This window comes from Cellulomonas rhizosphaerae (assembly GCF_003470205.1).
Lineage (GTDB): Bacteria > Actinomycetota > Actinomycetes > Actinomycetales > Cellulomonadaceae > Cellulomonas > Cellulomonas rhizosphaerae.
The window spans coordinates 1-26,067 of sequence record NZ_QWKP01000186.1 but is presented as its reverse complement, the minus strand read 5'-3'; the positions used below and the strand labels follow the sequence as shown (position 1 = coordinate 26,067).

The 26,067-nt window shown below is 73.1% G+C and carries 24 protein-coding genes; 8 read left to right on the top strand and 16 right to left on the bottom strand.

What is annotated here, in order from left to right; genetic code table 11:
- Positions 1–1,030, bottom strand: a 1,030-nt coding sequence (locus D1825_RS08910) for an IMP dehydrogenase (RefSeq protein WP_118767071.1), incomplete at its 3' end; no start/stop codon positions are given.
- 211 nt (positions 1,031–1,241) lie between these two features.
- On the opposite strand from D1825_RS08910, the gene dxs reads away from it, so the two are divergent.
- The 3 genes from dxs to pflA all read left to right on the top strand — a co-directional run bounded on the left by dxs (position 1,242) and on the right by pflA (position 6,387).
- The gene (dxs, locus tag D1825_RS08905; protein WP_118767070.1) at positions 1,242–3,116 is read left to right on the top strand and encodes a 1-deoxy-D-xylulose-5-phosphate synthase; all 1,875 of its coding nucleotides are present in this window, start codon (positions 1,242–1,244) and stop codon (positions 3,114–3,116) included.
- 114 nt (positions 3,117–3,230) lie between these two features.
- On the top strand, positions 3,231–5,498 hold the full coding sequence (gene pflB, locus D1825_RS08900; protein WP_118767069.1) for a formate C-acetyltransferase: 2,268 nt from the start codon (positions 3,231–3,233) through the stop codon (positions 5,496–5,498).
- Between the two features lies 1 nt (position 5,499).
- Positions 5,500–6,387, top strand: a complete 888-nt coding sequence (gene pflA, locus D1825_RS08895; RefSeq protein ID WP_118767068.1) for a pyruvate formate-lyase-activating protein — start codon at positions 5,500–5,502, stop codon at positions 6,385–6,387.
- Positions 6,388–6,440: 53 nt separating this feature from the next.
- On the opposite strand, the gene D1825_RS08890 is transcribed toward pflA, so the two are convergent.
- From D1825_RS08890 to D1825_RS08870, 5 genes are all read right to left on the bottom strand, one after another.
- Complete coding sequence (locus D1825_RS08890) at positions 6,441–8,555, bottom strand: 3-hydroxyacyl-CoA dehydrogenase NAD-binding domain-containing protein (RefSeq protein WP_118767067.1); 2,115 nt, start codon at positions 8,553–8,555, stop codon at positions 6,441–6,443.
- On the bottom strand, positions 8,552–9,784 hold the full coding sequence (locus D1825_RS08885) for a thiolase family protein (protein ID WP_118767066.1): 1,233 nt from the start codon (positions 9,782–9,784) through the stop codon (positions 8,552–8,554). Before D1825_RS08885 ends, D1825_RS08890 begins: the two co-directional genes overlap by 4 nt.
- Before the next feature lie 144 nt (positions 9,785–9,928).
- Positions 9,929–11,173: a ribonuclease D gene (locus D1825_RS08880; protein WP_118767065.1), complete on the bottom strand. Its 1,245-nt coding sequence runs from the start codon at positions 11,171–11,173 to the stop codon at positions 9,929–9,931.
- A 118-nt stretch (positions 11,174–11,291) separates the two neighbouring features.
- A complete protein-coding gene (locus D1825_RS18710) occupies positions 11,292–11,792 on the bottom strand; it encodes a helix-turn-helix transcriptional regulator (RefSeq protein WP_267897566.1) in 501 nt (166 codons plus the stop codon).
- 43 nt (positions 11,793–11,835) lie between these two features.
- Positions 11,836–12,420 carry a DUF3000 domain-containing protein gene (locus tag D1825_RS08870; protein ID WP_118767073.1) on the bottom strand — a complete coding sequence of 195 codons (585 nt, stop codon included), beginning with the start codon at positions 12,418–12,420 and terminating at the stop codon, positions 11,836–11,838.
- Positions 12,421–12,583: 163 nt separating this feature from the next.
- Here D1825_RS08870 and gndA point away from each other — a divergent pair, with 163 nt between their 5' ends.
- Positions 12,584–14,044 (top strand): NADP-dependent phosphogluconate dehydrogenase, encoded by a 1,461-nt coding sequence (gene gndA, locus D1825_RS08865; protein WP_118767064.1) that lies wholly within the window; start codon positions 12,584–12,586, stop codon positions 14,042–14,044.
- Positions 14,041–15,291: a carboxylate--amine ligase gene (locus tag D1825_RS08860; protein ID WP_118767063.1), complete on the top strand. Its 1,251-nt coding sequence runs from the start codon at positions 14,041–14,043 to the stop codon at positions 15,289–15,291. Before gndA ends, D1825_RS08860 begins: the two co-directional genes overlap by 4 nt.
- Before the next feature lie 49 nt (positions 15,292–15,340).
- Here the strand turns inward: D1825_RS08860 and D1825_RS08855 are convergent, their stop codons facing one another.
- Both D1825_RS08855 and D1825_RS08850 read right to left on the bottom strand, forming a co-directional pair.
- Entirely contained in the window at positions 15,341–15,826 is a 486-nt protein-coding gene (locus D1825_RS08855) for a hypothetical protein (protein WP_118767062.1), read from the bottom strand.
- Between the two features lie 23 nt (positions 15,827–15,849).
- Positions 15,850–16,617: a dihydrofolate reductase family protein gene (locus D1825_RS08850; protein WP_118767061.1), complete on the bottom strand. Its 768-nt coding sequence runs from the start codon at positions 16,615–16,617 to the stop codon at positions 15,850–15,852.
- A gap of 110 nt (positions 16,618–16,727) precedes the next feature.
- Between D1825_RS08850 and D1825_RS08845 the strand changes: the two genes are divergently transcribed.
- Positions 16,728–17,333 (top strand): ClpP family protease, encoded by a 606-nt coding sequence (locus tag D1825_RS08845; RefSeq protein ID WP_118767060.1) that lies wholly within the window; start codon positions 16,728–16,730, stop codon positions 17,331–17,333.
- Entirely contained in the window at positions 17,330–17,929 is a 600-nt protein-coding gene (locus D1825_RS08840) for a ClpP family protease (protein WP_118767059.1), read from the top strand. The genes D1825_RS08845 and D1825_RS08840 overlap by 4 nt, the downstream gene beginning before the upstream one ends.
- Here the strand turns inward: D1825_RS08840 and D1825_RS08835 are convergent, their stop codons facing one another.
- Genes D1825_RS08835 through D1825_RS08810 form a run of 7 tightly spaced genes read right to left on the bottom strand, consistent with a single transcriptional unit; the run spans position 17,930 to position 24,350 of the window.
- On the bottom strand, positions 17,930–18,268 hold the full coding sequence (locus D1825_RS08835; RefSeq protein WP_118767058.1) for a helix-turn-helix domain-containing protein: 339 nt from the start codon (positions 18,266–18,268) through the stop codon (positions 17,930–17,932). It abuts the gene before it with no gap.
- 54 nt (positions 18,269–18,322) lie between these two features.
- Positions 18,323–19,525, bottom strand: coding sequence for a uroporphyrinogen-III C-methyltransferase (gene cobA / locus D1825_RS08830; RefSeq protein WP_118767057.1), 1,203 nt, complete (start codon positions 19,523–19,525; stop codon positions 18,323–18,325).
- The gene (locus tag D1825_RS08825) at positions 19,522–20,934 is read right to left on the bottom strand and encodes a sulfate adenylyltransferase subunit 1 (RefSeq protein ID WP_118767056.1); all 1,413 of its coding nucleotides are present in this window, start codon (positions 20,932–20,934) and stop codon (positions 19,522–19,524) included. The genes cobA and D1825_RS08825 overlap by 4 nt, the downstream gene beginning before the upstream one ends.
- Entirely contained in the window at positions 20,934–21,839 is a 906-nt protein-coding gene (gene cysD, locus D1825_RS08820) for a sulfate adenylyltransferase subunit CysD (protein ID WP_233549759.1), read from the bottom strand. The genes D1825_RS08825 and cysD overlap by 1 nt, the downstream gene beginning before the upstream one ends.
- On the bottom strand, positions 21,836–22,543 hold the full coding sequence (locus D1825_RS08815; RefSeq protein WP_118767054.1) for a phosphoadenylyl-sulfate reductase: 708 nt from the start codon (positions 22,541–22,543) through the stop codon (positions 21,836–21,838). Before D1825_RS08815 ends, cysD begins: the two co-directional genes overlap by 4 nt.
- On the bottom strand, positions 22,540–22,695 hold the full coding sequence (locus D1825_RS18435) for a hypothetical protein (RefSeq protein WP_199721545.1): 156 nt from the start codon (positions 22,693–22,695) through the stop codon (positions 22,540–22,542). Before D1825_RS18435 ends, D1825_RS08815 begins: the two co-directional genes overlap by 4 nt.
- Positions 22,692–24,350 carry a nitrite/sulfite reductase gene (locus tag D1825_RS08810; RefSeq protein ID WP_118767053.1) on the bottom strand — a complete coding sequence of 553 codons (1,659 nt, stop codon included), beginning with the start codon at positions 24,348–24,350 and terminating at the stop codon, positions 22,692–22,694. Before D1825_RS08810 ends, D1825_RS18435 begins: the two co-directional genes overlap by 4 nt.
- A gap of 386 nt (positions 24,351–24,736) precedes the next feature.
- Between D1825_RS08810 and zapE the strand changes: the two genes are divergently transcribed.
- Positions 24,737–25,786: a cell division protein ZapE gene (gene zapE / locus D1825_RS08805; protein ID WP_407643313.1), complete on the top strand. Its 1,050-nt coding sequence runs from the start codon at positions 24,737–24,739 to the stop codon at positions 25,784–25,786.
- Between the two features lie 3 nt (positions 25,787–25,789).
- Here zapE and D1825_RS08800 read toward each other — a convergent pair.
- Positions 25,790–26,067 (bottom strand): DNA glycosylase AlkZ-like family protein (locus D1825_RS08800; RefSeq protein ID WP_138067543.1); only part of this gene is annotated, 278 nt, incomplete at its 5' end.

Genomic DNA, 26,067 nt, shown 5'->3' with positions numbered 1-26,067 from the left:
CGCCGCCGTCGGCCCACACGTGCTTTCCGAGGCGACGAGCCTCGGCGGCGCACTCGAGCACCGCGGAGAACTGCGGGCGGCCCACGGCCGTCATCATCCGGGTCGTGCACATCGCACCCGGGCCCACGCCGACCTTGACGATGTCCGCACCGGCCTCGATGAGGTCGCGCGTGCCCTCGGCGGTGACGACGTTGCCGGCGACGACGGGGACCTGCGGGTCGAGCGATCGCACGGCGCCCAGGGCGTCGAACATCTTGCGCTGGTGGCCGTGCGCGGTGTCGACGACGATCACGTCGATGCCGGCCTCGAGCAGCTCGGCGGCCTTGGCCTTGACGTCGCCGTTGATACCGACCGCCGCGGCCACGCGCAGGCGGCCGTTCGCGTCGAGCGCGGGCTCGTAGATCGACGAGCGCAGCGCACCGACGCGGGTCAGGACGCCGACGAGCGCGCCGTCACGGGTCACGGGGGAGAAGCGGCGGCGCGAGGCGTGCAGCTGCTCGAACGCGACCTCGAGGCCGCGGGGTCCGCCGTCCTCGATGACCGACGCCTCGATGGTGCTCGGGTCCGCCGTCATGACGTCCTCGACCTGGGTGAAGCGGTCGACGCCCTGGCAGTCCGCCTCGGTGACGACGCCGACCGGGCGCCCGTCCCGGACGACGACGGCCGCGCCGTGCGAGCGCTTGCCGATCAGGGTGATGGCCGTGTGCACGGTGTCGTGAGGCGAGACGACGACCGCGCTCTCGACGACCGTGTGCTTGGCCTTGACCGACGCCACGACGTCCGCCACCACGTCGGTGGGGATGTCCTGGGGGATGACCGCGATGCCGCCGCGACGCGCGACGGTCTCGGCCATCCGGCGGCCGGCGACGGCGGTCATGTTGGCGACGACGAGCGGGATGGTGGTGCCGGTCCCGTCGGGCGACGTCAGGTCGACGTCGAACCGGGAGGCGACCTCCGAACGTGACGGGACGAGAAAGACGTCGCCGTACGTGAGGTCAGATGTGGCCTGGTGGCCGGGCAGGAAGCGCATGGGTGTTCCCCTTTCCGATCAATCGTAGACGGTCGAGCGCGGGGGAGTCTTGTGCAGGTGGTGCACCCCACGTGCACATCTGGGGCTGTGCGGGGGCTGGGCGCCTAGAGTGTCCGGAAGACATCCTGGGTCCCTCCTGTGGCAGCGTCGCCGTCGGCGGCCGCCGCGCGCGGTCCCACGGTCAGGTGGGACGACGAGGGACGGAGACGCGATGGGACTGCTCGAGGGGATCGGCTCGCCGGCCGACGTCCGCGCGCTCGCACCGCGGCAGGTCGAGGCGCTCGCGGGCGAGATCCGCACGTTCCTCGTCGAGTCCGTCTCGCGCACCGGGGGCCACCTGGGCCCGAACCTGGGCGTGGTCGAGCTGACCATCGCGATGCACCGCGTCTTCGAGTCGCCGGCCGACACGTTCGTCTTCGACACCGGCCACCAGTCCTACGTGCACAAGCTGCTCACGGGCCGGCAGGACTTCAGCCAGCTGCGCCGCCGCGACGGCCTGTCCGGGTACCCCAGCCGGGCCGAGTCGGCGCACGACGTCGTCGAGAACTCGCACGCGTCGACCGCGCTGTCCTGGGCCGACGGCATCGCCAAGGCGAACGAGCTGCAGGGCCGCGGCGACCGCTCGGTCGTGGCGGTCATCGGCGACGGCGCCCTCACCGGCGGCATGGCCTGGGAGGCGCTGAACAACATCGCCGACGGCCAGGACCGCCGCCTCGTCATCGTCGTCAACGACAACGGGCGCTCGTACGACCCGACGATCGGCGGCCTGGCCCACCACCTCGACACGCTGCGCACCACGCAGGGCTACGAGAACGTCCTGTCCTGGGGCAAGCGCACGCTGCGCCGCTCCGGCCCGCCGGGACGTGCCGCGTACGACGCGCTGCACGGCCTGAAGAAGGGCATCAAGGACGTCGTCGCGCCGCAGGGGATGTTCGAGGACCTGGGCCTGAAGTACGTCGGCCCGGTCGACGGGCACGACGAGGCGGCCGTGGAGCGCGCGCTGCGCCGGGCTCGCACGTACGCCGGGCCGGTCATCGTGCACGTCATCACCGAGAAGGGCCGCGGGTACACGCCGGCCGAGCAGGACATCGCGGACCGGTTCCACGCGGTCGGGCAGATCCACCCGGAGACGGGCCTGCCGCTCGCGCCGTCCCGCTTCGGCTGGACGAGCGTGTTCGCCGACGAGATCGTCCGCATCGGCCGCCGCCGCTCCGACGTGGTCGCGGTCACCGCCGCGATGCTCCAGCCCGTCGGCCTCGCGCCGTTCGCGGCCGAGTTCCCCTCCCGCGTGTTCGACGTCGGGATCGCCGAGCAGCACGCCGCGACGTCCGCAGCCGGCATGGCGTTCGGCGGCCTGCACCCCGTGGTCGCGGTCTACGCGACGTTCCTCAACCGCGCCTTCGACCAGGTGCTCATGGACGTCGCGCTGCACCGCGCGGGCGTCACGTTCGTGCTCGACCGCGCCGGCCTGACGGGCGACGACGGCGCGAGCCACAACGGCATGTGGGACATGGCGATGCTCGGCGTCGTGCCGGGTCTGCGCCTGGCGGCGCCCCGCGACGAGGCCACGCTGCGCACCGCGCTGCGCGAGGCCGTCGACGTCGACGACGCGCCCACCGTCGTGCGCTACCCCAAGGGCGCGGTGGGCGACGCGATCCCTGCCCTGGACGAGGTCGACGGCGTGGACGTCCTCGCGCGCACGGGCACCGGCGAGCGCTCGGTGCTCGTCGTGGCCGTCGGGGCCATGGCACCCACCGCGCTCGAGGTCGCGGACCTGCTCGGCGCGCACGGGCTGCGCGTCACGGTCGTCGACCCGCGCTGGGTCCTGCCCGTCAGCCCCGGCCTGGTCAAGCTCGTCGGCGACCACGACCACGTCGTGACGATCGAGGACGGCGTCGTCGACGGCGGCATCGGCGCGATCGTCGCGCAGCGCACGCGCGAGGCCGGCATCGGCACGCCCGTCCAGTCGATCGGCATCCCGCGCGCGTTCCTCGACCACGCGACCCGCGACCAGCTCGTCGGCACGCTGCGCCTGCGGCCCGCGGACATCGCGCGCGACGTCCTTGGCGCGCTGGGGGAGAGCTAGCAGCGGTGTGACCTGCTCGTTCACACGACGAGCACAACCCGGGACCGAGGTCCCAAGACATCCCATCATTCGCTCCATAAGTTCGAACTACCCCGTTCGAACGAAGGAGTACGGATGTCCACCACGGCAGTTCCGCAGCAGGTCGAGGCCACCATGCCCGCCGCGTGGGAAGGCTTCGTCGCAGGCCCGTGGGTCGACCACGTCGACGTGCGCGACTTCATCCAGCGCAACTACACGCCGTACCTCGGCGACTCCGCGTTCCTGGCCGGCCCGACGGCCCGCACGACCGCCCTGTGGGAGCGCCTCGCGGCGATGTTCCCCGCCGAGCGCGAGAAGGGCGTCTACGACATCGACGCGACGACGCCGTCGACCATCACATCGCACGCACCCGGCTACATCGACGAGGCCAACGAGGTCGTCGTCGGCCTGCAGACCGACGCGCCGCTCAAGCGCGCGATCATGCCCAACGGTGGCTACCGGATGGTGCTGAACTCGCTCGAGACGTACGGCTACGAGGCCGACCCGATCGTCACCGAGATCTTCACCAAGTACCGCAAGACCCACAACGACGGCGTCTTCGACGTCTACCCGCCCGCCGTCCGCGCCGCGCGCAGCAGCCACATCATCACCGGGCTGCCCGACGCTTACGGCCGCGGCCGGATCATCGGCGACTACCGCCGCGTCGCCCTGTACGGCGTCGACGCGCTGATCGCCGCCAAGAAGCTCGAACGTGCCGAGCTCGACATGGAGCGCTCGGTCGAGAACGTCATCCGCGACCGCGAGGAGCTCGCCGAGCAGACGCGCGCGCTGAGCGAGCTCAAGGCGATGGCCGCGTCCTACGGCTACGACATCTCGCTGCCCGCGACGACCGGCCGCGAGGCCGTGCAGTGGCTGTACTTCGGCTACCTGGCCGCCGTGAAGGAGCAGAACGGCGCCGCGATGTCGCTGGGCCGCACCTCGACCTTCCTCGACGTGTTCCTGCAGCGCGACATCGAGGCCGGCGTCCTGACCGAGGAGGGCGCGCAGGAGATCATCGACGACTTCGTCATCAAGCTGCGCATCGTGCGGTTCCTGCGCACGCCCGAGTACGACAACCTCTTCTCGGGCGACCCGACGTGGGTCACCGAGTCCATCGCCGGGATCGGCGAGGACGGTCGTCCGCTCGTGACGCGCACCTCGTTCCGCTACCTGCAGACGCTGTACAACCTGGGCCCGGCCCCCGAGCCCAACATGACGGTGTTCTGGAGCGACAAGCTCCCGCAGGGGTTCAAGGACTGCTGCGCGCAGGTCTCGATCGACACGTCCGCGGTGCAGTACGAGTCCGACGACCTCATCCGCGACTCCTGGGGCGACGACGCGGCCATCGCGTGCTGCGTGTCCCCGATGCGCGTGGGCAAGCAGATGCAGTTCTTCGGCGCGCGCGTGAACCTCGCCAAGACGCTCCTGTACGCCATCAACGGCGGTCGCGACGAGAACACCGGCAAGCAGATCGCTCCCGTCGGTGCTCCCGTCGAGGGCGAGGTGCTGGACTACGACGACGTCATGGCCAAGTTCGACACGATGATGGACTGGCTGGCCCAGACCTACGTCGACGCGCTGAACTGCGTGCACTACATGCACGACAAGTACGCGTACGAGCGCATCGAGATGGCCCTGCACGACCGCACGATCCTGCGCACCATGGCGTGCGGCATCGCGGGTCTGTCGGTCGTCGTCGACTCGCTGTCGGCCATCAAGTACGCCAAGGTCCGCGCCCTGCGCACGGCCGACGGCCTGGTCACCGAGTACGCGACCGAGGGCGACTTCCCGACGTACGGCAACGACGACGACCGCGCCGACGACATCGCGGTGTGGATCGTCCAGACGTTCATGGAGAAGATCCGCCGCTTCCCGACCTACCGGGACGCGACGCACACCCAGTCGGTGCTGACGATCACCTCGAACGTCGTCTACGGCAAGGCGACGGGCTCGACGCCCGACGGTCGCCGCGCCGGCGAGCCGTTCGCCCCGGGTGCCAACCCGATGAACGGGCGCGACACCCACGGGATGCTCGCCTCGGCGCTGTCCGTCGCGAAGCTGCCCTACGCCGAGGCGCAGGACGGCATCTCGCTCACCTCGTCGGTGGTCCCCACCGGCCTGGGTCGGACGCGTGACGAGCAGGTGACGAACCTGGTCGGCCTGCTGGACGCGTACACGCTGTCGAACGGCTACCACATGAACGTCAACGTGCTGAACCGCGAGACCCTCCTGGACGCCATGGAGCACCCGGAGAACTACCCCCAGCTCACCATCCGGGTCTCGGGCTACGCCGTCAACTTCGTCCGGCTGACGCGCGAGCAGCAGCTCGACGTCCTGTCGCGCACCTTCCACGGAGCGGTCTGACATGACCATCACCGACGAGCGGCAGCCCGGCGCACCCGTGGTGTCCCTCGGGATGCCGCTCGTCGGTGGCTCGCACGAGCGGACGCAGGGCCACGGCACCTCCGGCCTGGCGACCGCCGAGTCCGACGACCGCTCGGCCCGCCTCGCCGCGGTCCGCGCGGGCGACGTCGGCTCGGTGCACTCCTGGGAGCTGGTCACCGCGGTCGACGGACCGGGCACGCGCATGACGGTGTTCCTGTCCGGCTGCCCGCTGCGCTGCCTGTACTGCCACAACCCCGACACGATGGAGATGCGTCGGGGGACCGACGTGCCGGCCGACGAGCTCCTCGGACGCATCGCGCGCTACCGCGGCGTCATGAAGGCGACCGGCGGCGGCCTGACGATCTCCGGCGGCGAGCCCCTCATGCAGCCCGCGTTCGTCAAGCGGCTGCTGCGGGGTGCGCGCGCCATGGACATCCACACGGCGATCGACACCTCGGGCTACCTGGGCTCGCACCTGTCGGACGAGATGCTCGACGACGTCGACCTCGTGCTGCTCGACGTGAAGTCGGGCGATCCGGAGACCTACCGCCGCGTCACGGGCCGCGACCTGCAGCCGACGCTCGACTTCGGCCGCCGCCTCGCCGCGCGCGGTACGGAGATCTGGGTGCGGTTCGTGCTCGTACCCGGCCTGACCGACGACGTCGACAACGTCGAGGCGGTCGCGTCCTACGTCGCCTCGCTCGCCTCGGTGAGTCGCGTCGAGGTGCTGCCCTTCCACCAGATGGGCCGCGACAAGTGGACCGAGCTGGCGATGACCTACGAGCTCGAGGACACCCAGCCGCCGACCCCCGAGCTGGTCGAGCGCGTCCGCGACCAGTTCCGCTCGCGCGGTCTGCGGGTCTACTGAACGCACGAGCCGGGCCGCCCCGTGAGGGACGGCCCGGCTCGGTCTCGTGCGGGTCAGGCGGGGACGTTCGCGACCCCGTCGGGCAGGATGCGGCGGCCCAGCACGCGCTCGGAGTAGCCCGTGCGGTCCAGGTACGGCGTGATCCCGCCGAGGTGGAAGCCCCACCCGGCGCCGAGGATCATGCAGAGGTCGATCTGCTGCGGCGTCGCGACGACGCCCTCCTCGAGCATGTGGCCGATCTCGACCGTGAGCGCCGTGAGGACCGAGTCGAGCACGCCGGCCTCGTCCAGCGCGCCCTCCCGGGGCTCGCCGAACACCGCCTGGATCGCGGGGTCGACGGGCTTGGGCAGCCCCTTGGCGGGGGCCGGCAGCACCACGCGGGTGCCGTCGGCGACGAGCTTCTCGAGCCCGGGGGAGCGCGGGAACCGGTCGCCCAGGTCCTCGCGCAGCGACGTCAGCACGTGCAGCCCGACGGCCGGCCCGACGAGGTCGAAGAGCTCGAACGGCGGCATCGGCAGGCCGAGCGGCCGCAGCGCGCGGTCCGCGACCTCGACCGGCGTGCCGCCCTCGACGGCGTCGACGATCACGCCGAGCAGCAGGACCAGCAGACGGTTGACGACGAAGCCGGGGCGGTCGGCGACCAGCACGGCCGTCTTGCGCAGCTTGGCGGCGACCGCGAAGCCCGTGGCCAGCGCCTCGGCCGACGTGTGCTCGGCGTGGATGACCTCGACGAGCGGCATCGCCGCGACCGGGTTGAAGAAGTGCAGGCCGACGACGCGCTCGGGGTGCTGCAGGTCCGCCGCCATCGCGGTGATCGACAGCGCGGAGGTGTTCGTCGCGAGGATCGTCGTGGGGGACACGACGGTCTCGAGCTCGGCGAAGACTCGCTTCTTGAGGTCGAGGATCTCGGTCACGGCCTCGATCACCAGGTCGCACGACGCGAACTCGGCGATGTCGGTGGTGCCGTGGATCGACCCGAGCAGGCGCGCCGCGGTGCCCTCGGTCATCCGCCCGCTGGCGGTCAGTCGCTCGACCGTGGACCGCACGGCGCCGAGGCCCGCGGCGACGCGGTCCTCGTCGAGGTCGCGCATGACCACCGGTACCCCGAGCCGCTGCGCGAACAGCAGCGCGATCTGCGCGGCCATGAGACCGGCGCCGACGATGCCGACGCGCGTGACCGGCTGCGCGAGCGACTTGTCGGGCGCGCCGACGGGCTTCTTGCCGCCGGAGACCAGCCCGAACGCGTAGACCGACGAGCGCATCTCGTCGCTCATGATCAGGTCGGCCAGCGCGACGTCCTCGGCCGCGAAGGCCTCCTCGCGCGACGCGGTGCGCGCGGCGGCGACCAGGTCGAGCGCGCGGTACGGCGCGGGGCGCGAGCCGTGGATGACGGCGTCCAGGCGCTTGCGGGCACCCGCGGCGACCGCGTCCCACGTGGCCTGGTCGTCGAGCTCACGGCGCTCGACGACGACCTCGCCGGAGAGCACGCGGGCCGCCCAGCGGATCGACTCCTCGAGGAAGTCGGCGGCACCGAGCACGGTGTCGACGAGGCCGATCTCCGCGGCCTGCGCGGCGTTGAACGGCTTGTTCGTCGCGGGCCGCGTGAGGATGACGTCGAGCGCCTTCTCGATGCCCACGAGGCGCGGCACGATGTACGCGCCGCCCCAACCGGGCACCAGGCCCAGACCGGTCTCCGGCAGCGCGAGCGCCCGGACGTCGGCCGCGACCGTGCGGTAGTCGCAGTTCAGCGCGAGCTCGAGCCCGCCGCCCAGGGCGACGCCGTTGACGAACGCGAACGTCGGCACGCCCATCGTGTGCAGCAGCTCGTACGCGGCGTGGCCGCCCTGGCCGAGCGCGAGCGCGGCGTCGCGGCCGGTGACCGACGCGATCTGCGAGAGGTCGGCGCCGGCGGCGAGGAAGTACGGCTTGCCGGTGACGGCGACCGCCTGGACCTCGCCCGCGGCGACGCGCGTCTGCACGCCGGCGAGCGCCTCGTGCAGAGAGGCGATGCCGAGCGGGCCGAACGTCGTCGGCTTGGTGTGGTCGAGGCCGTTGTCGATGGTGACGAGGGCCAGTGTCCCGGCGCCGCCGGGCAGGCGGACGTCGCGGACCAGGGCGCGCGAGACGCGCTCCCCGCGCGGTTCGGTGGGGGTGCTCACAGTGCTCACAGGGCGCTCCCGTTCTCGTAGTCGGGGTGGTGCGGGTTCTCCCAGATGACGGTGCCGCCCTGGCCGAGGCCGACGCACATCGTCGTCAGGCCGTAGCGGACCTCGGGGTGCTCCTCGAAGTGGCGCGCGAGCTGCGTCATGAGGCGCACGCCCGACGAGGCGAGCGGGTGGCCGACGGCGATCGCGCCGCCGTACGGGTTCACGCGGGGGTCGTCGTCGGCGATGCCGAACGCGTCGAGGAACGCGAGCACCTGGACGGCGAACGCCTCGTTGATCTCGAACAGGCCGATGTCGTCGATCGTCAGGCCCGCGCGGGACAGCGCGCGCTCGGTCGCGGGGACCGGGCCGATGCCCATGATCTCGGGCTCGACGCCCGCGTAGGCGAACGAGACGAGGCGCATGCGGGTCGGCAGGCCCAGCTCGGCAGCCGTGTCCTCGGCGGCGAGCAGGCACGAGGCCGCGCCGTCGGTGAGGGGGGCGGCGGTGCCGGCGGTCACGCGGCCGCCGGGGCGGAACGGCGTGGGCAGCGTGCCGATGGCCTCGACGGTGGTGCCCGGGCGGGGCGGCTCGTCGGCCGTGGCCAGGCCCCAGCCGTTCTCGGGGTCGCGCAGCGCGACCGGCACGAGGTCGGGGTCGATCTTGCCCGCGGCGAGAGCGGCGGCGAACTTGGCCTGGCTCGCGGCGCCGTACGCGTCCGCGCGCTCCCGGGTCAGCGCGGGGAACCGGTCGTGCAGGTTCTCGGCCGTGACGCCCATGTTCAGCGCGTCCGCGGCGACCAGCTGCTCGGACATGAAGCGGGGGTTCGGGTCCGCGTCGAAGCCCATCGGGTGGTGGCCCATGTGCTCCACACCGCCGGCCAGCACGACGTCGGCCGCGCCGACGCCGATCGTGGCGGCGGTGTTCGTCACGGCGGTCATCGCGCCCGCGCACATGCGGTCGATCGCATAGCCCGGGACCGTGCGCGGCAGGCCCGCGAGCACGCCGACCGTGCGGCCCAGGGTCAGCCCCTGGTCGCCCTGCTGGGTCGTGGCCGCGATCGCGACCTCGTCGATCCGCGCGGGGTCGAGCGACGGGTGCCGGCGCAGCAGCTCGCGGATGGTCTTGACGGACAGGTCGTCGGCGCGCGTGTGCGCGTACAGGCCGTCCTTGCGGGCTCGGCCGAACGGGGTGCGCACCCCGTCGACGAAGACGACGCGGCGGATCTGCGTCGCGGGAGATGCGGTCGGCATCGAGGCCTCCAGTGCGGGGGACAGCAGTGTCCTGCGGGACCGCGAGGTGCGGAGCCGCGACGGCCGACGCTACCCGGGACGAAGGTCCTGCGCCAGCAGAAGTTACCGAAGAGTAACAACGGGTTTCGCGGGTACCAGGCAGTCTCAGGAAAGCGCGGCGGCCAGCCCGGGCGTGACGAGCTCGACCTGCCAGGCGCGCGCACCCCCGGCGGTGAGCGTCGCGGCGATCGACTCGGCGTCCAGGGGACTCGGGGGCGTCCAGCACAGCCGCCGCAGCAGGTCCGGCTGCAGCAGGTTCTCGGTCGGCACGTGGTGCTCGTCGGACAGCGCGGCGATGACCTCGCGCGCGGCCGTCAGGCGGTCGGCGGCCGCAGGGTCGCGGTCGGCCCACGCGCGCGGCGGCGGGGGAGCGTCGGTCTTGGGTCCGCGCACCGACGGCAGGTCCGACTCCGGCGCGGCCAGGCCGCGGTCGATCGCGGCCTGCCAGAGCGGCGCGCGGCGGCGCGTGCCCTTGCCCGAGAACGCGGGCAGGTCCGTCAGCTGCGGCACCGAGCGCGGCAGGGCCTGCGCTGCGGCGACGATCGCGGAGTCGGGCAGCACGCGGCCCGGCGAGATGTCGCGCTGGCGGGCGTTCTGGTCGCGCGTGGTCCACAGCTCGCGCACCACGGCCAGCCGACGGGCGTCGCGGATCGTGTGCAGGCCGGAGACCCGGCGCCAGGGCTCGACCCGCGGCGGGGGCGGCGGGGCGGTGCGGACGGCCTCGAACTCCTGCGCGGCCCACTCGGCCTTGCCCGCGACGGCGAGCCGCTCGGCCAGGACCTCGCGCACCTCGATGAGCACCTCGACGTCGAGCGCGGCGTAGCGCAGCCACTCGCTCGGCAGCGGTCGCGTCGACCAGTCGACGGCCGAGTGCTCCTTGGCCAGGCCGAGCCCGAGGGTGTCGGCGACGACGGCCGCCAGGCCCACCCGGTCGAGCCCGAGCAGACGGGCGCCGAGCTCGGTGTCGAACACGCGGCTGGGCTGCATGCCCTGCTCGGCGAGACCCGGCAGGTCCTGCGACGCGGCGTGCAGCACCCACTCGACCCCGACGAGCGCCTCGGACAGAGCGGACAGGTCCGGCACGGCGATCGGGTCGATGAGCGCGGTGCCGGCACCCTCGCGGCGGAGCTGGACCAGGTAGGTGCGCTGCCCGTACCGGTAGCCGGACGCGCGCTCGGCGTCGACCGCGACCGGGCCGGTGCCGGCGCCGAACGCCTCGACGACCGCGGCCAGGGCCTCGGGCGTCTCCACGACGGGCGGGATGCCGTCAGCGGGTTCGGTCAGCGGGGTGACGACGGGCTCCGGGGTCGCGTCGTCGCCGGTCGTGGCGTCGAGGTCCTCGGGCGTCATGGGTTCCACGGTAGGCGAGATACCGCGTGCGTTCCCGCAGGCGCGAGGCGTGGGGGCCCGGCAATCCGTGAGGCGTGCGTCTCAGGGCGCGGCGGCTGCTGCCCTTGGCTGACGACGATCAGTCGAGGATTCCGCCGCGGATCGAGATCGCGACGAGCTCCGCACGGTCGCCCGTGCCGAACTTGCGCGAGATGCGCGCGAGGTGGCTCTTGACCGTCAGCGCGGACAGTCCGAGCTCCTCGCCGATGAGCCGGTTGCTGCGGCCGCCGGCCACGAGCGCGAGCACGCTGACCTCGCGCGCGGTGAGCTCGGGCAGCTCGGCGGGCGGGGGCGGCGGAGCGGGGACGCGGACCAGGCTCGGCGCGGTCGCGCTCGCGACGGCGCCACGCAGGCCGCCCGCCAGCAGCACGCCGAGCTCGGCGCGGCTCGCACGGCGGGTCAGGACCACGACGCGGTGGCTGCCGCGGCGGCGCAGGTTGGTGACGAGGGCCGAGCCGTCGCCGTCGGCGACCTCGGAGACCACGACGCACATCTGGTGCCCCACCGGGCGCGCAGGTGCCACGGCACGCAGCGTGCCGGGCCGACGGACGACCTCGCGGCGCAGGGGTTCGATGCTCACAGGACCGTCATCGGCAGCAGCAGGGCGAGACTTGAGCCAGTCGTCAGTGGCGGGGGGCGAGCGAGACGACGCCGTCCGGGAGCGGCGGCAGGCCGGCCGCCGCGCACAGGAGCGCGCCCCACGCGCGCAGGTGCGGCGCGAGGTCCTCGTCGGCCGCGGTCCACGAGGCCCGGATCTCGAGCTCGGTCTGCTCCGAGCGCACGTCGAGCGAGCCGAAGCTCTGCGACAGCACGCGCGTCACGGTGCCGCCGGCGGCCAGGGGGTCGAGGTCGGCCGACGCGAGGGCGTCGGTGAACCAGGACCACGCGACCTCGCCGAGCATCGGGTCGCTGCCGACCTCGGCCTCGAGCGTCGCGCGCACGAGGGTGACCAGGCGGAAGCTCCCCTCCCACGCCTCGTGGCCGGCGGGGTCGAACAGGACGACGAAGCGCCCGGAGGCGAGCTCGGCGGCGGACACCGACCGGCGCTCGGTGCGGACCTCGGCGGTCAGCGCGGCCGAGTAGGGCGCGATGCGCGCAGGCCCCGGGACCTCGTCGAGGATCACCTCGGGTCGCAGCGTCACGGCTCGCAGCGATCGCAGCGAGCGGACGAACTCGGCAGGCACGTCCTGTGGGCCGGCGGGGGTCACGGTGTGGAGCGTACGGGCGGGCGGGGCCGTCTTGCGGTCCGGCACGCCGCGTTGCGTCACGGGCGGGAGCACTACGCTGAACCGGCACCCAGCACCCGGCCGTCGCCTCCGCCCTGCGCGGATGACGAGCGTGCGGCCGACGAATCGAAGGAGCACCCCGCGCATGGTCGACTCAGCAGCAGGTTCCCCCGTCGGGACCGCTCAGATCGGCGTCACCGGACTGGCCGTCATGGGCCGCAACCTCGCCCGCAACTTCGCGCGCAACGGGTTCACGGTCGCGATCCACAACCGGTCGTACGCCAAGACCGCCTCGCTCGTCGAGGACCACGGCGACGACGGCACGTTCGTCCCCTCGGAGTCCGTCGAGGACTTCGTCGCGTCGCTCGAGCGCCCGCGCAAGGTCGTCATCATGGTCAAGGCCGGCGACCCCACCGACGCGGTGATCGACGAGCTCGTGCCCTTCCTCGAGGAGGGCGACATCGTCGTCGACGCCGGCAACGCGCACTTCCCGGACACCATCCGGCGCGAGAACGCGCTGAGCGCCAAGGGCCTGCACTTCGTCGGCTCGGGCGTCTCGGGCGGCGAGGAGGGCGCGCTGCTCGGCCCGTCGATCATGCCCGGCGGCACCGCCAAGTCCTACGAGAGTCTCGGCCCGATCCTCGAGAAGATCTCGGCCAAGGTCGACGGCGTGCCGTGCTGCACCTACGTCGGCCCCGACGGCGCCGGCCACTTCGTCAAGATGGTGCACAACGGCATCGAGTACGCCGACATGCAGCTCATCGCCGAGGCCTACGACCTGCTCAAGCAGGGCCTGGGCGCCTCGGCCGCGGAGATCGGGCAGATCTTCGCCGAGTGGAACACGGGCGACCTCGAGTCGTTCCTCATCGAGATCACGGCGGACGTGCTGCAGCACGTCGACGCCAGGACGGGCGCGGCGTTCGTCGACATCGTGCTCGACCAGGCCGAGCAGAAGGGCACCGGCCGCTGGACGGTGCAGAACGGCCTCGACCTCGGCGTGCCGATCACCGGCATCGCGGAGGCCACGTTCGCCCGCGCCCTGTCCGGCGGCGTCGCGCAGCGCGAGGCGGCCGTCGGCACCTTGCAGGCCCACACCACGCCGTGGGACGTCACCGACCGCGACGCGTTCGTCGAGGACGTGCGGCTCGCGCTCTACGCGTCCAAGGTCGTCGCGTACTCGCAAGGCTTCGACCAGATCGCCGCGGCCTCGGAGCAGTTCGGCTGGAACATCGACCGCGGCGCCATGGCCCGCATCTGGCGCGGCGGCTGCATCATCCGCGCGCGATTCCTCAACCGGATCACCGAGGCGTACGAGCGCGACGCGCAGCTCCCGCTGCTGCTGGCCGACGAGTACTTCACGGGTGCGGTCGGCAACGGAGTCGAGGCCTGGCGCCGGATCGTCTCCGGTGCCGCCCTGCACGGCGTGCCCACGCCGGCGTTCTCGTCGTCGCTCGCGTACTACGACGGCGTGCGGGCCGAGCGTCTGCCCGCCGCGCTGATCCAGGCGCAGCGCGACTTCTTCGGGGCGCACACCTACCGCCGCACCGACGTCGAGGGCACGTTCCACACGACGTGGTCGGGCGACCGCAGCGAGCAGGACGCGTGACGCAGCCGGCCGACGGGCTGCGGGGCGTCCCCCTGCAGCCCGTCATCCTTGGCGCCGACATCGGCGTCTACGCCCTCGCCCGCTCGTTCCACGAGGCGTACGGGTTGACGTCGATCGTCGTCGCGGGTGCCGCCCTCGGGCCGGTCGCGCACTCGTCGATCGTCGAGCACGAGATCGTGGCCGACGGTCACGACCCGCGCCAGCTCGTCGACCGGCTGCTCGAGATCGCCGCGCGCCTGTCCGACGAGCGCCTGGTGCTCATGGCCAACTCGGACTGGCTCGTGCGCGTGGTCGTCGAGCACCGCGAGGAGCTCGAGCCGTTCTACGTGGTGCCGTTCCTGTCCGCCGACCTGCTCGCGCGGATCTCGGACAAGGCGACGTTCGCGGAGATCTGCGACGAGCTCGACATCTCGGTGCCGCGCACCCTGGTCCAGACGTTCGGCGACGGCTCGCCCGACGTCGAGGTGGACCTGGAGTACCCGCTGATCGCCAAGGCGGCCAGCAGCGCGGACTACCAGGACGTCGAGTTCGCCGGCAAGAAGAAGGTCTTCGAGATCGCCTCGCCCGACGAGCTCACGTGGCTGTGGGGCGCGCTGCGCGGAGCCGGGTTCCGGGGGCGGTTCGTCGTCCAGGAGCTGGTGCCGGGCGACGACACGCAGATGCGGTCGGTCACGGCGTACGTCGACAGCCGCGGGGAGATCACGCTGCTGTGCTCGGCGCACGTGCTGCTCGAGGAGCACACGCCGTCCGGCCTGGGGAACCCCGCCGCGATGTTCACCTACCGTGACGACGAGATGCTGGCGCAGGCGCGCCGGTTCCTCGCCGAGACGGGCTACCGGGGCTTCGCGAACTTCGACGTGAAGGTCGACCCGCGCACCGGGGCGTTCCGCTTCTTCGAGGTCAACCCCCGCATCGGGCGGAACAACTACTACGTGACGGCGGCCGGGGCCAACCCCATGCGGTTCGTGGTCGACGACCACGTGCACGGCCTCGCGGTCGAGCCGGTCGTCGTCGAGACGAGCGTCCTGTACGCGGTCGTGCCGCACCGCCTGCTGCTGCGCTACGTGCGCGACCCGCAGCTCGCGGCCCAGGTGCGCGGGCTGATCCGCGCCAAGGCGACGGCCCACCCGCTGCGGTACCGGAAGGACCGTTCGCCGCGCCGCCAGGCGTACGTCCTCGCGGCCCTGGTCAACCAGGTGCGCAAGTTCCGCCGGTACTACCCGGAGGTCACGAGCACCGGCTTCTGAGCACGACGAAGGGGCGGTCCCGAGATCGGGGCCGCCCCTTCGTGCGTCGTCAGCCGAGCTCGGACGTGCCCGAGTACAGGTGCAGCACGGGGACCTGGAGCTCGTCGCGCGCGCGGCTCGCCCAGTCGCGGTGGAACGTGTCCTCCCACGCGTGCGGGTAGGTCACGACGGCGATCTCGCGGACCTCGCCGGCGGCGACCGCGGCACGCAGGGCCGGCAGCGGGTCGTCGGCGACGACCTCGCCGGTGGCCTCGCGGCCGGCGGCGGCGAACTCGGCGAGGGACGCCGCGAGCTGCTCGTCGGCCGTGGCCTTGGCCTCGCGGACGCTGGGCTCCTTGCCGCGCAGGCGGTCGAACGCCTCGCCGAGCTCGCCGAGGCCGAGGTTGTCGACGACCGTCGCGAGCAGCGGGCGCTCCGAGTCGGCGGGCACCAGCACCCGGTAGGTGAGCACCTCGCCCTCGTGCAGCGCGAGCAGGTGCTCGATGTCGGCGGTGGCCAGGGTGTCCTCCGTGAGGACCAGGATCGTGTCGGTCACGCGACGAGCCTAGTCACTGCGGCTCATCGCGCCCGCCACCGTCCCAGGAGCACGCCGTCGGCGTGCAGCAGGTGGACGGGGACCAGAGGCCGCGCCGGGTCGAGCCACGGGCCGTCGCCGAGGATGCGTGGCGCAGGTCCGCCGACGAGCAGCGGGCTCCAGGTGAGGAACAGCTCGTCGACCAGGCCCTGGGCCACGAGCTGCCCGAGCAGCCCAGGCCCGCCCTCGGCGAGCACGCGGCCGAGCCCCCGCGCTGCGAGTGCATCGAGGGTCGCGGCCAGGTCGACGCCGCCGTCCGCGCCGTGCGCGAGCACGCGGTCGTCGCCGACGCGCGTCCGCAGCGAGTCCAGCGCGGGAGAGTCGGCGGTGGTCACGACGTACGGCGGCCGGTCCGCGTCGAGCAGTGCGTCCGGCAGCTCGCCGCTCGCCGTCACGATCGCGAGCTCGATGTGCGGCGGCAGACCGCGGCGCGCGCGCTCGTCGGCCAGCCCGTCCGGGACGTCGAGCGCCCGGTAGCCCTCGTCGCGCGCGGTGCCGGCCCCGACGAGCACGACCTCCGCGTGCGCGCGCAGCGCCTGGAACACGCGCAGGTCGGCCGGCCCGTTGATCGACGCCGTGACGCCGTCCGGCCCGGTGCCGGCGCCGTCCAGGGTGGCGATCATGTTGGCGCGCACGAGCCGCGCGGGGGACTCGAGGAGCGCGAGCAGCTCGGCCTCGTCGGCGCGCGGCTCGAGGCGCTGACCTGCGCGGTCGAGCGGCAGCAGCACGTCCAGCGCGGGGGAGTCGGTCACGCGCTCACGCTAGCCCGTCTGCCGTCGGCAGATCCGCTGCGGGCAGACGGTGGGGTCGCGCGGCCGACTCCGGTGCGACGGTCGAGGGACCCGACCCCAGGAGGCCCACCGTGCCCAGCACGCAGACACCGCAACGACCGTTCGACGACGACCTGTCGACCCGGCTCCTGCACCAGCGCATCGTCGTGCTCGGCCAGGAGGTCGACGACCCCGTGGCGAACCGCATCTGCGCGCAGCTGCTGCTGCTCTCCGCGGAGGACCCGCGCCGCGACATCGCGCTCTACATCAACTCGCCCGGCGGCTCGGTCAGCGCTGCGCTCGCGATGTACGACACCATGCGGCTCATCCCCAACGACGTCTCGACGCTCGCGATGGGACTCGCGGCGAGCGCCGCGCAGTTCCTGCTCAGCGCCGGCACGCCCGGCAAGCGGTTCGCGATGCGGCACGCGCGGGTGCTCATGCACCAGCCGTCGGGCGGCATCGGCGGCACGGCGGTCGACATCGCGATCCAGGCGCAGAACATGGCGCACGTGAAGCGCACGATGCAGGAGCTCACCGCCGAGCACACGGGCCAGAGCGTCGAGACCATCGAGCGCGACGCCGACCGCGACCGGTGGTTCACCGCGGACGAGGCGCTCGAGTACGGATTCGTGGACAAGGTCGTCGAGCACCTCGACGACGTCCGCCCCGACGGCACGCGGAGGGCGGGGCTGTGAGCAGCTACACGATCCCCGTCGTCGTCGAGCAGCGGCCGCAGGGCGAGCGCGCGTCCGACGTCTACTCCCGCCTGCTCGGCGACCGGATCATCTTCCTGGGCACCGAGATCGACGACGGCGTGGCGAACGTCGTCATCGCCCAGCTGCTCCACCTGGCCTCGGAGAGCCAGGAGTCGCCGATCCACCTCTACATCAACTCGCCGGGTGGCTCGATCACCGCGCTGCTGGCCGTGTACGACACGATCCAGTACATCAAGCCGCCCGTGGCGACGTTCTGCCTCGGGCAGGCCGCGTCGGCCGCCGCGGTGCTGCTCGCGGCCGGGGCACCCGGCAACAGGCACGTGCTCGAGCACTCGCGCGTGATGCTGCACCAGCCGTCGGGCGGAGGCGAGGGCACCGCCGCGGACCTGGAGATCCAGGCGCGCGAGATCCTGCGCCTGCGCGAGCAGGTCGAGCGGGTGCTGAGCCGGCACACGGGCCAGCCGGTGGACAAGCTGCGCCGCGACACGGACCGCGACCTGATCCTCACCGCGGAGGAGGCCGTCGCCTACGGCCTCGCCGACGCGGTGGTCTCGACGCTCAAGGGCATGCCGTGATCAGGCGGCGAGCAGCAGGGCCGTCCCCGCCGCGTGCACGGGCCGGGCGAGGTCCGGCGCGGGCGCCGCGGTGAGGTCGACGACGATCCGTCCCTCGGCCTCGGCGAGCTGCGCGTGCGCGGCGCCGACAAGGTCGACGAGCCGCATCCCCAGGGCCCGGCAGATCGCGACGAGCACCTCCGACGAGGCCTCCTTGCGGCCGCGCTCGACCTCGGAGAGGTAGGCGAGGGAGACGCGGGCGTCGGTCGCCACGTCGCGCAGCGTGCGGCCCTGCTCCTCGCGGCGCGTGCGCAGGATCGCGCCGACGAGGCGGCGCAGGAGCGGCTCGACGTGGGTCATGCTCGCCACGCTAACCCCGGGCGGGCCGCCGACGGGGCGGGACGCGTTCTGCCGTCAGCGGACGGGCGCGAGGACGTCCGCGAGGGCCGCGACGTCGCCGACGACGACGACGGCCGGGTGGCCCACGCCGCGCGCGAGCGCGACCTCGGCGATCGTGGCGAGCGTGCCGCGCGTGGTGCGCTGGCCGGGCAGCGTGCCGTTCTCGACGACGGCCACGGGCGTCTGCGGGTCGCGGCCGTGCGCGACCAGCGCGGCCGCGTGGCCCGCGAGCTGCGCGACGCCCATGAGCAGCACGAGCGTGCCGTCGAGCCGCGCGAGCGTCTCCCAGTCGGGGGCCGCGTCGTGCGCGGACAGGATCATCACCTGGCGCGAGACTCCGCGGTGCGTCACGGGGATCCCCGCGGCGCCAGGCACGGCGATAGCGCTGGTCACGCCGGGCACGACCTCGACGGTCACGCCGGCCTCGAGGCACGCGGCGAGCTCCTCGCCGCCGCGGCCCAGCACGAACGGGTCGCCGCCCTTGAGCCGCACGACCCGCAGGCCGGCCCGCGCGCGCTCGACGAGCACCGCGTTGATCTGGGTCTGCGTGAGGGTGTGCGCATGCGGCGACTTGCCCGCCTCGATGACCTCGACCGCGGGGTCGAGCTCCGCGAGCAGCGCCCGGGGCGCGAGGCGGTCGACGACCACGACGTCCGCCTCGGCGAGCGCGCGCCGCCCGCGCGTGGTGATGAGCCCGGGGTCGCCGGGCCCGCCGCCGACGAGGGTCACGTGGCCGGCGCCCGCGCGGTGGCGACGCACCGGCAGCGCGCCGGTGTCGAGCAGCAGGGCGATGGCCGACCGGAGCGCGGCCGCCCGGCGGGGGTCGCCGCCCGCGGTCACGGCCACCGCGACGTCGCCCGACCGCGCCACGGCCGGGGTCCAGGCGGGGGAGACCGACGCGTCGTCGGCCCGCACGCACCACAGCCGGCTGCGCTCGGCATCGGCCGCGACCTCGTCGTCGACCGCGCGGTCGCCGGTGGCCGTGTGCGCGAGCCACGCGCCGTCGAGGTCCGTGGTCAGGTAGTCGCGCGGCACCCACTGGACGCGCGCGTCGTCGACCAGCTCGCGCAGGTCCTCGCAGATCGCCGGGGCGACCACCAGCACCCGCGCGCCGTCCTCGACCAGCCGGGTCGCGCGCCGCGCGGCGACGGGCCCGCCGCCGACCACGACGACGAGCCGACCGGTCAGGTCGAGCCAGAGCGGGTGCCGGTCGGTCATATCCCGGCCCCGGCCAACCAGTCGTTCTCGTCGGCAGGCGCGTCGACCACGAGGCGGTCGAGCAGCGTCGCGCCGATCATGCCCGCGGCGAGCGTGGAGCCGTCCGCGGGGTCGACGACGAGGAAGCCGCCCGTGCGGCGGTGGGACGCGTACTCGTCGAGCGCGATCGGCTCGGCCAGGCGCAGCTTGACCCGGCCGATGGCGTTGAGCGCGAGCGCCTGCGGGGACGCGTCCGAGGACGTGTCGGTCGCGTCGACCGCGTGCAGCGTGTCGACGCCGTGCCACTGCTCGACGGTGAGGCTCTCGACGTCGAGCCGCGCGTTGACCTCGCGCAGCAGCGCGCGGACGGTGCGGGTGCCGACGCGCACGAGCACGCGCTGGCCCAGGACCGAGCGGCGCTCGGCGAGCCAGCACACCGTGCCCTCGAGGTCCTGGCCCACGCTCGTGTCCGAGCCGGCCGGGACGAGCAGGTCACCGCGGGAGATGTCCACGTCGTCGGCCAGCCGCAGCGTCACCGACAGCGGGGCGTGCGCCTCGTCGAGCGGCCCGTCGAAGGTGTCGATCCCGACGACCGTGCTCGACTTGCCCGACGGCAGGACCGTGATCTCGTCTCCCACGCGGACCACGCCCGAGGCGATCCGGCCCGCGTACCCGCGGTAGTCGGGGTGCTCGGCGTTGCGCGGCCGGATGACCACCTGCACCGGGAACCGGAAGTCCTCGGTGTGCGGGTCGCGCAGCACGGGGACGGCCTCGAGGTGCTCGAGCAGCGTCGGACCGTCGTACCAGGGCGTGCGCGACGAGCGGTCCACGACGTTGTCGCCGTCGAGCGCGGACAGCGGCACGGCGACCACGTCGGTCAGGCCGAGGCCGGCCGCGTAGGTCGTGAAGTCGGCGGCGATCGCGTCGAAGACGGCCCGGTCGAAGCCGACCAGGTCCATCTTGTTCACCGCGAGCACCACGTGCGGGACGCCCAGCAGCGCGGTGATCGTCGCGTGCCGACGCGTCTGCTCGAGCACGCCCTTGCGCGCGTCGACGAGCACGATCGCGAGCTCGGCCGTGGAAGCGCCCGTGACCATGTTCCGCGTGTACTGCACGTGCCCGGGGGTGTCGGCGAGGACGAACGCGCGCGTGGCCGTCGAGAAGTACCGGTAGGCCACGTCGATCGTGATGCCCTGCTCGCGCTCGGCGCGCAGGCCGTCCGTGAGCAGCGCGAGGTCGACCGCGCCGCCGCCGCGCGCGGCCGTGGCGGCCTCGACGGCGGAGAGCTGGTCGGCCAGGACCGATTTGGTGTCGTAGAGCATCCGGCCGATCAGCGTGGACTTGCCGTCGTCGACGGACCCGGCGGTGGCCAGGCGCAGCAGGTCACGCTGAGCGTGGTCGGTGGCTCGGCCCGTCAGTCCAGCACCCATCAGAAGTAGCCCTCACGCTTGCGGTCCTCCATGGCGGCCTCGGAGGCCCGGTCGTCTGCGCGCGTGGCGCCCCGCTCGGTCAGGCGGCTGGCGCCGACCTCGGCGATCACGTCGGCGACGGTCGTCGCGTCCGACTCGACCGCGCCCGTGCAGCTCATGTCGCCGACGGTCCGGTAGCGGACCGTGCGGGTCTCGAGCGTCTCGGTGGGGCGCGGACCGCCCCAGTCGCCCGGCGCGAGCCACATGCCGTCGCGCAGGAACACCTCGCGGTCGTGCGAGTAGTAGATGTCCGGCAGCGCGATCTCCTCGCGCTCGATGTACCGCCAGACGTCGAGCTCGGTCCAGTTGCTCAGCGGGAACACGCGCACGTGCTCGCCGAGCTTGTGGCGACCGTTGTACAGGTCCCACAGCTCGGGCCGCTGGCGGCGCGGGTCCCACTGGCCGAACTCGTCGCGCAGGGAGAACATCCGCTCCTTGGCGCGCGCCTTCTCCTCGTCGCGCCGGCCGCCGCCGAACACCGCGTCGAACCGGTGGGAGGTGATGCCGTCGAGCAGGGGGACGGTCTGCAGCGCGTTGCGCGAGCCGTCCGAGCGCTCGACGACGCGCCCGTCGTCGATGGCGTCCTGCACGGACGCGACCACGAGCCGCAGCCCGTACTGCTCCACGACGGAGTCGCGGTAGGCGATGACCTCGGGGAAGTTGTGGCCCGTGTCGACGTGCATGAGCGTGAACGGCACCGGCGCGGGCCAGAACGCCTTGCGCGCCAGGTGCAGCATGACGATCGAGTCCTTGCCGCCGCTGAACAGCAGCACGGGACGCTCGAACTCGCCCGCGACCTCGCGCATCACGTGGATGGCCTCGGACTCGAGCACGTCGAGCTGGGTGAGGGTCGTCGTCGCTGTCATGTGTGCAGACCGCATTCCGTCTTGGAGGTACCCGACCAGCGTCCGGCGCGCGCGTCCTCGCCGGGCGCGACCGCCCGCGTGCACGGCTCGCACCCGATCGACGCGTAGCCGACCTGGCGCAGCGGGTTGAGGACCACGTTGTTGGCCTCCACGTACGCGTCCACGTCGTCCTGCGTCCAGGCGGCCAGGGGGTTGAGCTTGACCTTGCCGCGCTTGTCGTCCCAGCCGACGACCGTGATGTCGGTCCGGGTCGGAGCGTCCTCGCGGCGCATGCCCGTGACCCACGCCGTGTACGGCGCGAGCCCGCGCTCGAGCGGCTCGACCTTGCGCATCGCGCAGCACAGGTTGGGGTCGCGGTCGTGCAGGCGAGGGCCGTGCTCGGCGTCCTGCTGCGCGACGGTGGTCAGCGGCAGGATCGTGCGCAGCGAGACGTTCGTGAAGTCGGCGTAGTAGTCGCGCGTCCCCAGCGTCTCGGCGAAGTGGTAGCCCGTGTCGAGGAAGATCACGTCGATGCCCGGTGCCGCCTCGGCGGCCATGTGCACGAGGATCTCGTCGCCCATCGACGACGCGACGACGAGGTCGGACCCGAAGGTCCGCGCCGCCCACGCGAGGATCTCGACGGGGTGGGCGTGCTCGAGGTCGCGTCCGGCCTGCTCGGCCAGCGCGCGCAGACCGTCGGTGCTCAGCTCGGTCGCCGTCGTCATGATCGTCCCCTCGTCCCCACGTAGCGCAGACCGAAGACCCGCGTGCACGAGCGGCACTCCCACTCGCCGTGCTTGTCGCCCGCGGGGAACAGGTCCTCGCTGGCGCAGAACGGGCAGTAGTACGGCACCGCGCGCTGGCCGGACTCGCTCATCGCAGGTCCTCCTCAGCGGCGCGCTGGGTCCACTGGGCGAACAGCTCGCCCTCGGTGCGCTGCTCGTCGAACCGGCGCGTGACGCGCTCGATGTAGTCGGGCAGCTCCTCAGCAGGAACGCGCAGGCCGCGCAGCGTCTTCCCGAGCCCGCTCGTCAGGCCGAGGCCGCCGCCGAGGTGCACCTGGTAGCCGTCCTCGCCGCCGGCGAGCGCGCCCTTGAGGCCGATGTCGGCCGTCTGGATGCGCGCGCAGGAGTTCGGGCAGCCGTTGAGGTTGATCGTGATGGGCTGGTCGAACGTCGGCAGCCGGCTCTCGAGCTCGCCGATCAGGTGCGTCGCGCGCGCCTTGGTCTCGACGATCGCGAGCTTGCAGAACTCGATCCCGGTGCAGGCCATCGTCCCGCGCCGGAACGTCGACGCCGCGCGCACGGCCAGCCCGAGGTCCTCGAGCCCCTCGACGAGCGGGTCCACGGCGTCGGCCGCGACGTCGAGGACGACGAGCTTCTGCTCGACCGTGAGGCGCAGGCGGTCCGACCCGGCCGCCTCCATGAGGTCGGCCAGCTCGGTGAGCATCGGGCCCGAGATGCGGCCGACGGTCGGCGCGACGCCCACGTAGAACTGGCCGTCGGCCTGCGGGTGCACGCCCACGTGGTCGCGGCGGCCGGTCGGCGGCGGGGGCGGCTCGGGCCCGTCGGACAGCGCGAAGCCGAGGTACTCGGTCTCCAGCACCTGACGGAAGAGCTCGGGGCCCCAGTCCGCGACGAGGAACTTCAGGCGCGCACGGGTCCGCAGCCGGCGGTAGCCGTAGTCGCGGAAGATCCCGACCACGCCGACCCACACGTCGGGGATCTGCTCGAGCGTGACGAACGCGCCCAGGCGGACGCCCAGCTTGGGGTTGGTCGACAGCCCGCCGCCGACCCACAGGTCGAAGCCTGGGCCGAGCTCGGGGTGCACCACGCCGACGAACGCGACGTCGTTGATCTCGTGCGCGACGTCGTGGTGCGGCGAGCCGCTGATCGCGGTCTTGAACTTGCGCGGCAGGTTCGAGAAGCGCGGGTCGCCGATGAAGTTCTCGACGATGTGCCGCACGGCGGGCGTTCCGTCGATGATCTCGTCGGCCGCGACGCCGGCCACGGGGGAGCCGAGCACGACGCGCGGGGTGTCGCCGCAGGCCTCCTGCGTGGACAGGCCCACGGCCTCGAGGCGGCGCCAGATCTCCGGCACGTCCTCGACGCGGATCCAGTGCAGCTGGATGTTCTGCCGGTCGGTGATGTCGGCGGTGTCCCGGCCGAACTCGCGCGAGACGTCCGCGATGACGCGCAGCTGCTGCAGGCTCAGGGCGCCGCCGTCGCAGCGCACGCGCAGCATGAAGTACTCGTCGTCGAGCTCGTGCGGCTCGAGGGTCGCCGTCTTGCCGCCGTCGATGCCGGGCTTGCGCTGCGTGTAGAGGCCCCACCAGCGCATCCGTCCGCGCAGGTCTTCCGGCGCGATCGACGCGAAGCCCTCCTTGGAGTAGACCTCCTCGATGCGCGCGCGCACGTTGAGGCCGTCGTCGTCCTGCTTGAACTGCTCGTTGCCGTTGAGGGCCTCGCGCTGGTCGAAGGCCCACTGGCCCTCGTTGCGGGCGGCGGGTGGGGCGATCCGGGTCTGCGCCATGTGGCGCTACCTCCGAGGTGGTTCGTGGACGTGCGGCTGCTCCCGGCCCTCGGCGATCTCGAGGGCGTGCACCGGGCGCGGACCGCGCGCCCGGGTGGGGGGACGGGGCGGGTCAGTTGCTCCGCGGACAGCAGCACATCACGATGCTCGGCATGGCGGGGCGGGCGGTCATGAGGGCACAACAGTGCCGACGCGCGCTGACGAACCCCGACGAGATCACCGGATGAGACTGTCATGCGTCGCGCAGACGGGGGAACGGCCTTCCGCATCGTGAGACGTCGTGGTCGGCATATGGACTTTCGTCCAACGGATGTGCTCATCGCCCCGATGTGACGTCGCTCGCACGGTCACGAGGGCTCCCGCGCGCGGACGTAGTCTGGACGATCGTGACTTCCACGCGCGAGCCTCTGGCCGCGGACCCGGCCCCGGCGGCGCCCACGCCCGGCACCCTCGTCGGCCGCCACCCGCAGGTCCCCCCGCAGCGGCTGCTCGCCGAGCTCGTCCCGCCGCGCCACTTCGCCGACGCCTCGTTCGACTCCTACGTGCCCGACGCCGAGCACCCGTCGCAGGCCGCGACGGTCGCCCGGCTGCGCGCGGCCGCGGGGCAGGTCACGGGCGGCAGCAAGGGTCTGTTCCGCCGCCGCTCCGCACCCGTCGCGGTCTACCTCGACGGCGGCTTCGGCGTCGGCAAGACGCACCTGCTCACGTCGCTCGCCCACGCGGTCGGCGACGCGGCCTACGGGACGTTCGTCGAGTACACGAACCTCGTCGGAGCGCTCGGCTTCCTCCCGACGGTCGAGGCGCTCGCGACCCGCAGGCTGGTCTGCATCGACGAGTTCGAGCTCGACGACCCGGGCGACACCGTGCTGATGTCCCGCCTGCTGCGCGAGCTCGCCGACCGCGGCGTGGCCCTCGCCGCGACATCGAACACCCTGCCCGGTTCGCTGGGCGAGGGACGGTTCGCGGCCGACGACTTCCTGCGTGAGATCCAGGCGCTCGCCTCCCGGTTCGAGGTCATGCGAGTCGACGGCGAGGACTACCGGCACCGGTCGGTCGTCACCGACGCCGACGGGCTGCCCGAGGACGTCGTCGTCGCGGCAGCCTCGACGCGTCCGGGCGCGACGCTCGACGACTTCGCCGCGCTGCTCGACCACCTCGCCACGGTCCACCCGAGCCGGTACGGCGCGCTGCTGGACGGCGTCGGCCTCGTCGGGCTGACGGGCGTGCACGCGGTCCCGACGCAGGACGTCGCGCTGCGTGTCGTCGTGCTCGTCGACCGGCTCTACGACCGCGACGTGCCCGTGCTGCTCGGCGGCGCGGGGGAGCGCGAGCTGTTCTCGGCCGAGATGCTGGCCGGCGGCTACCGCAAGAAGTACTACCGCGCGCTGTCCCGCCTGGGCTCGCTCGCGGCGGACGGAGCCGCCCTGCTCGCCTGAGCGTCAGGCCAGCTCGACCGGGACACCCGCGAACGCGGAGTAGCGCGCGAACGCCGCCTCCATCGCCGCCCGCTCGGCGGGGGACAGCGGCACGGCCAGGTGGAGCTCGGCGGTGATCGAGGCGCGGTCGACGACGCGCCGCCACCAGCCGACGCCCTGGCTGTCGAGGACGATCGGCTGGATCACCTGGTTGGTGTTGTCCGGGGCCAGGACCAGGCCGGCGATGTTGAGCACCGAGCGACCCTCGCTGTAGGCGACGCCGTACGCGTCGTACCCCTGCA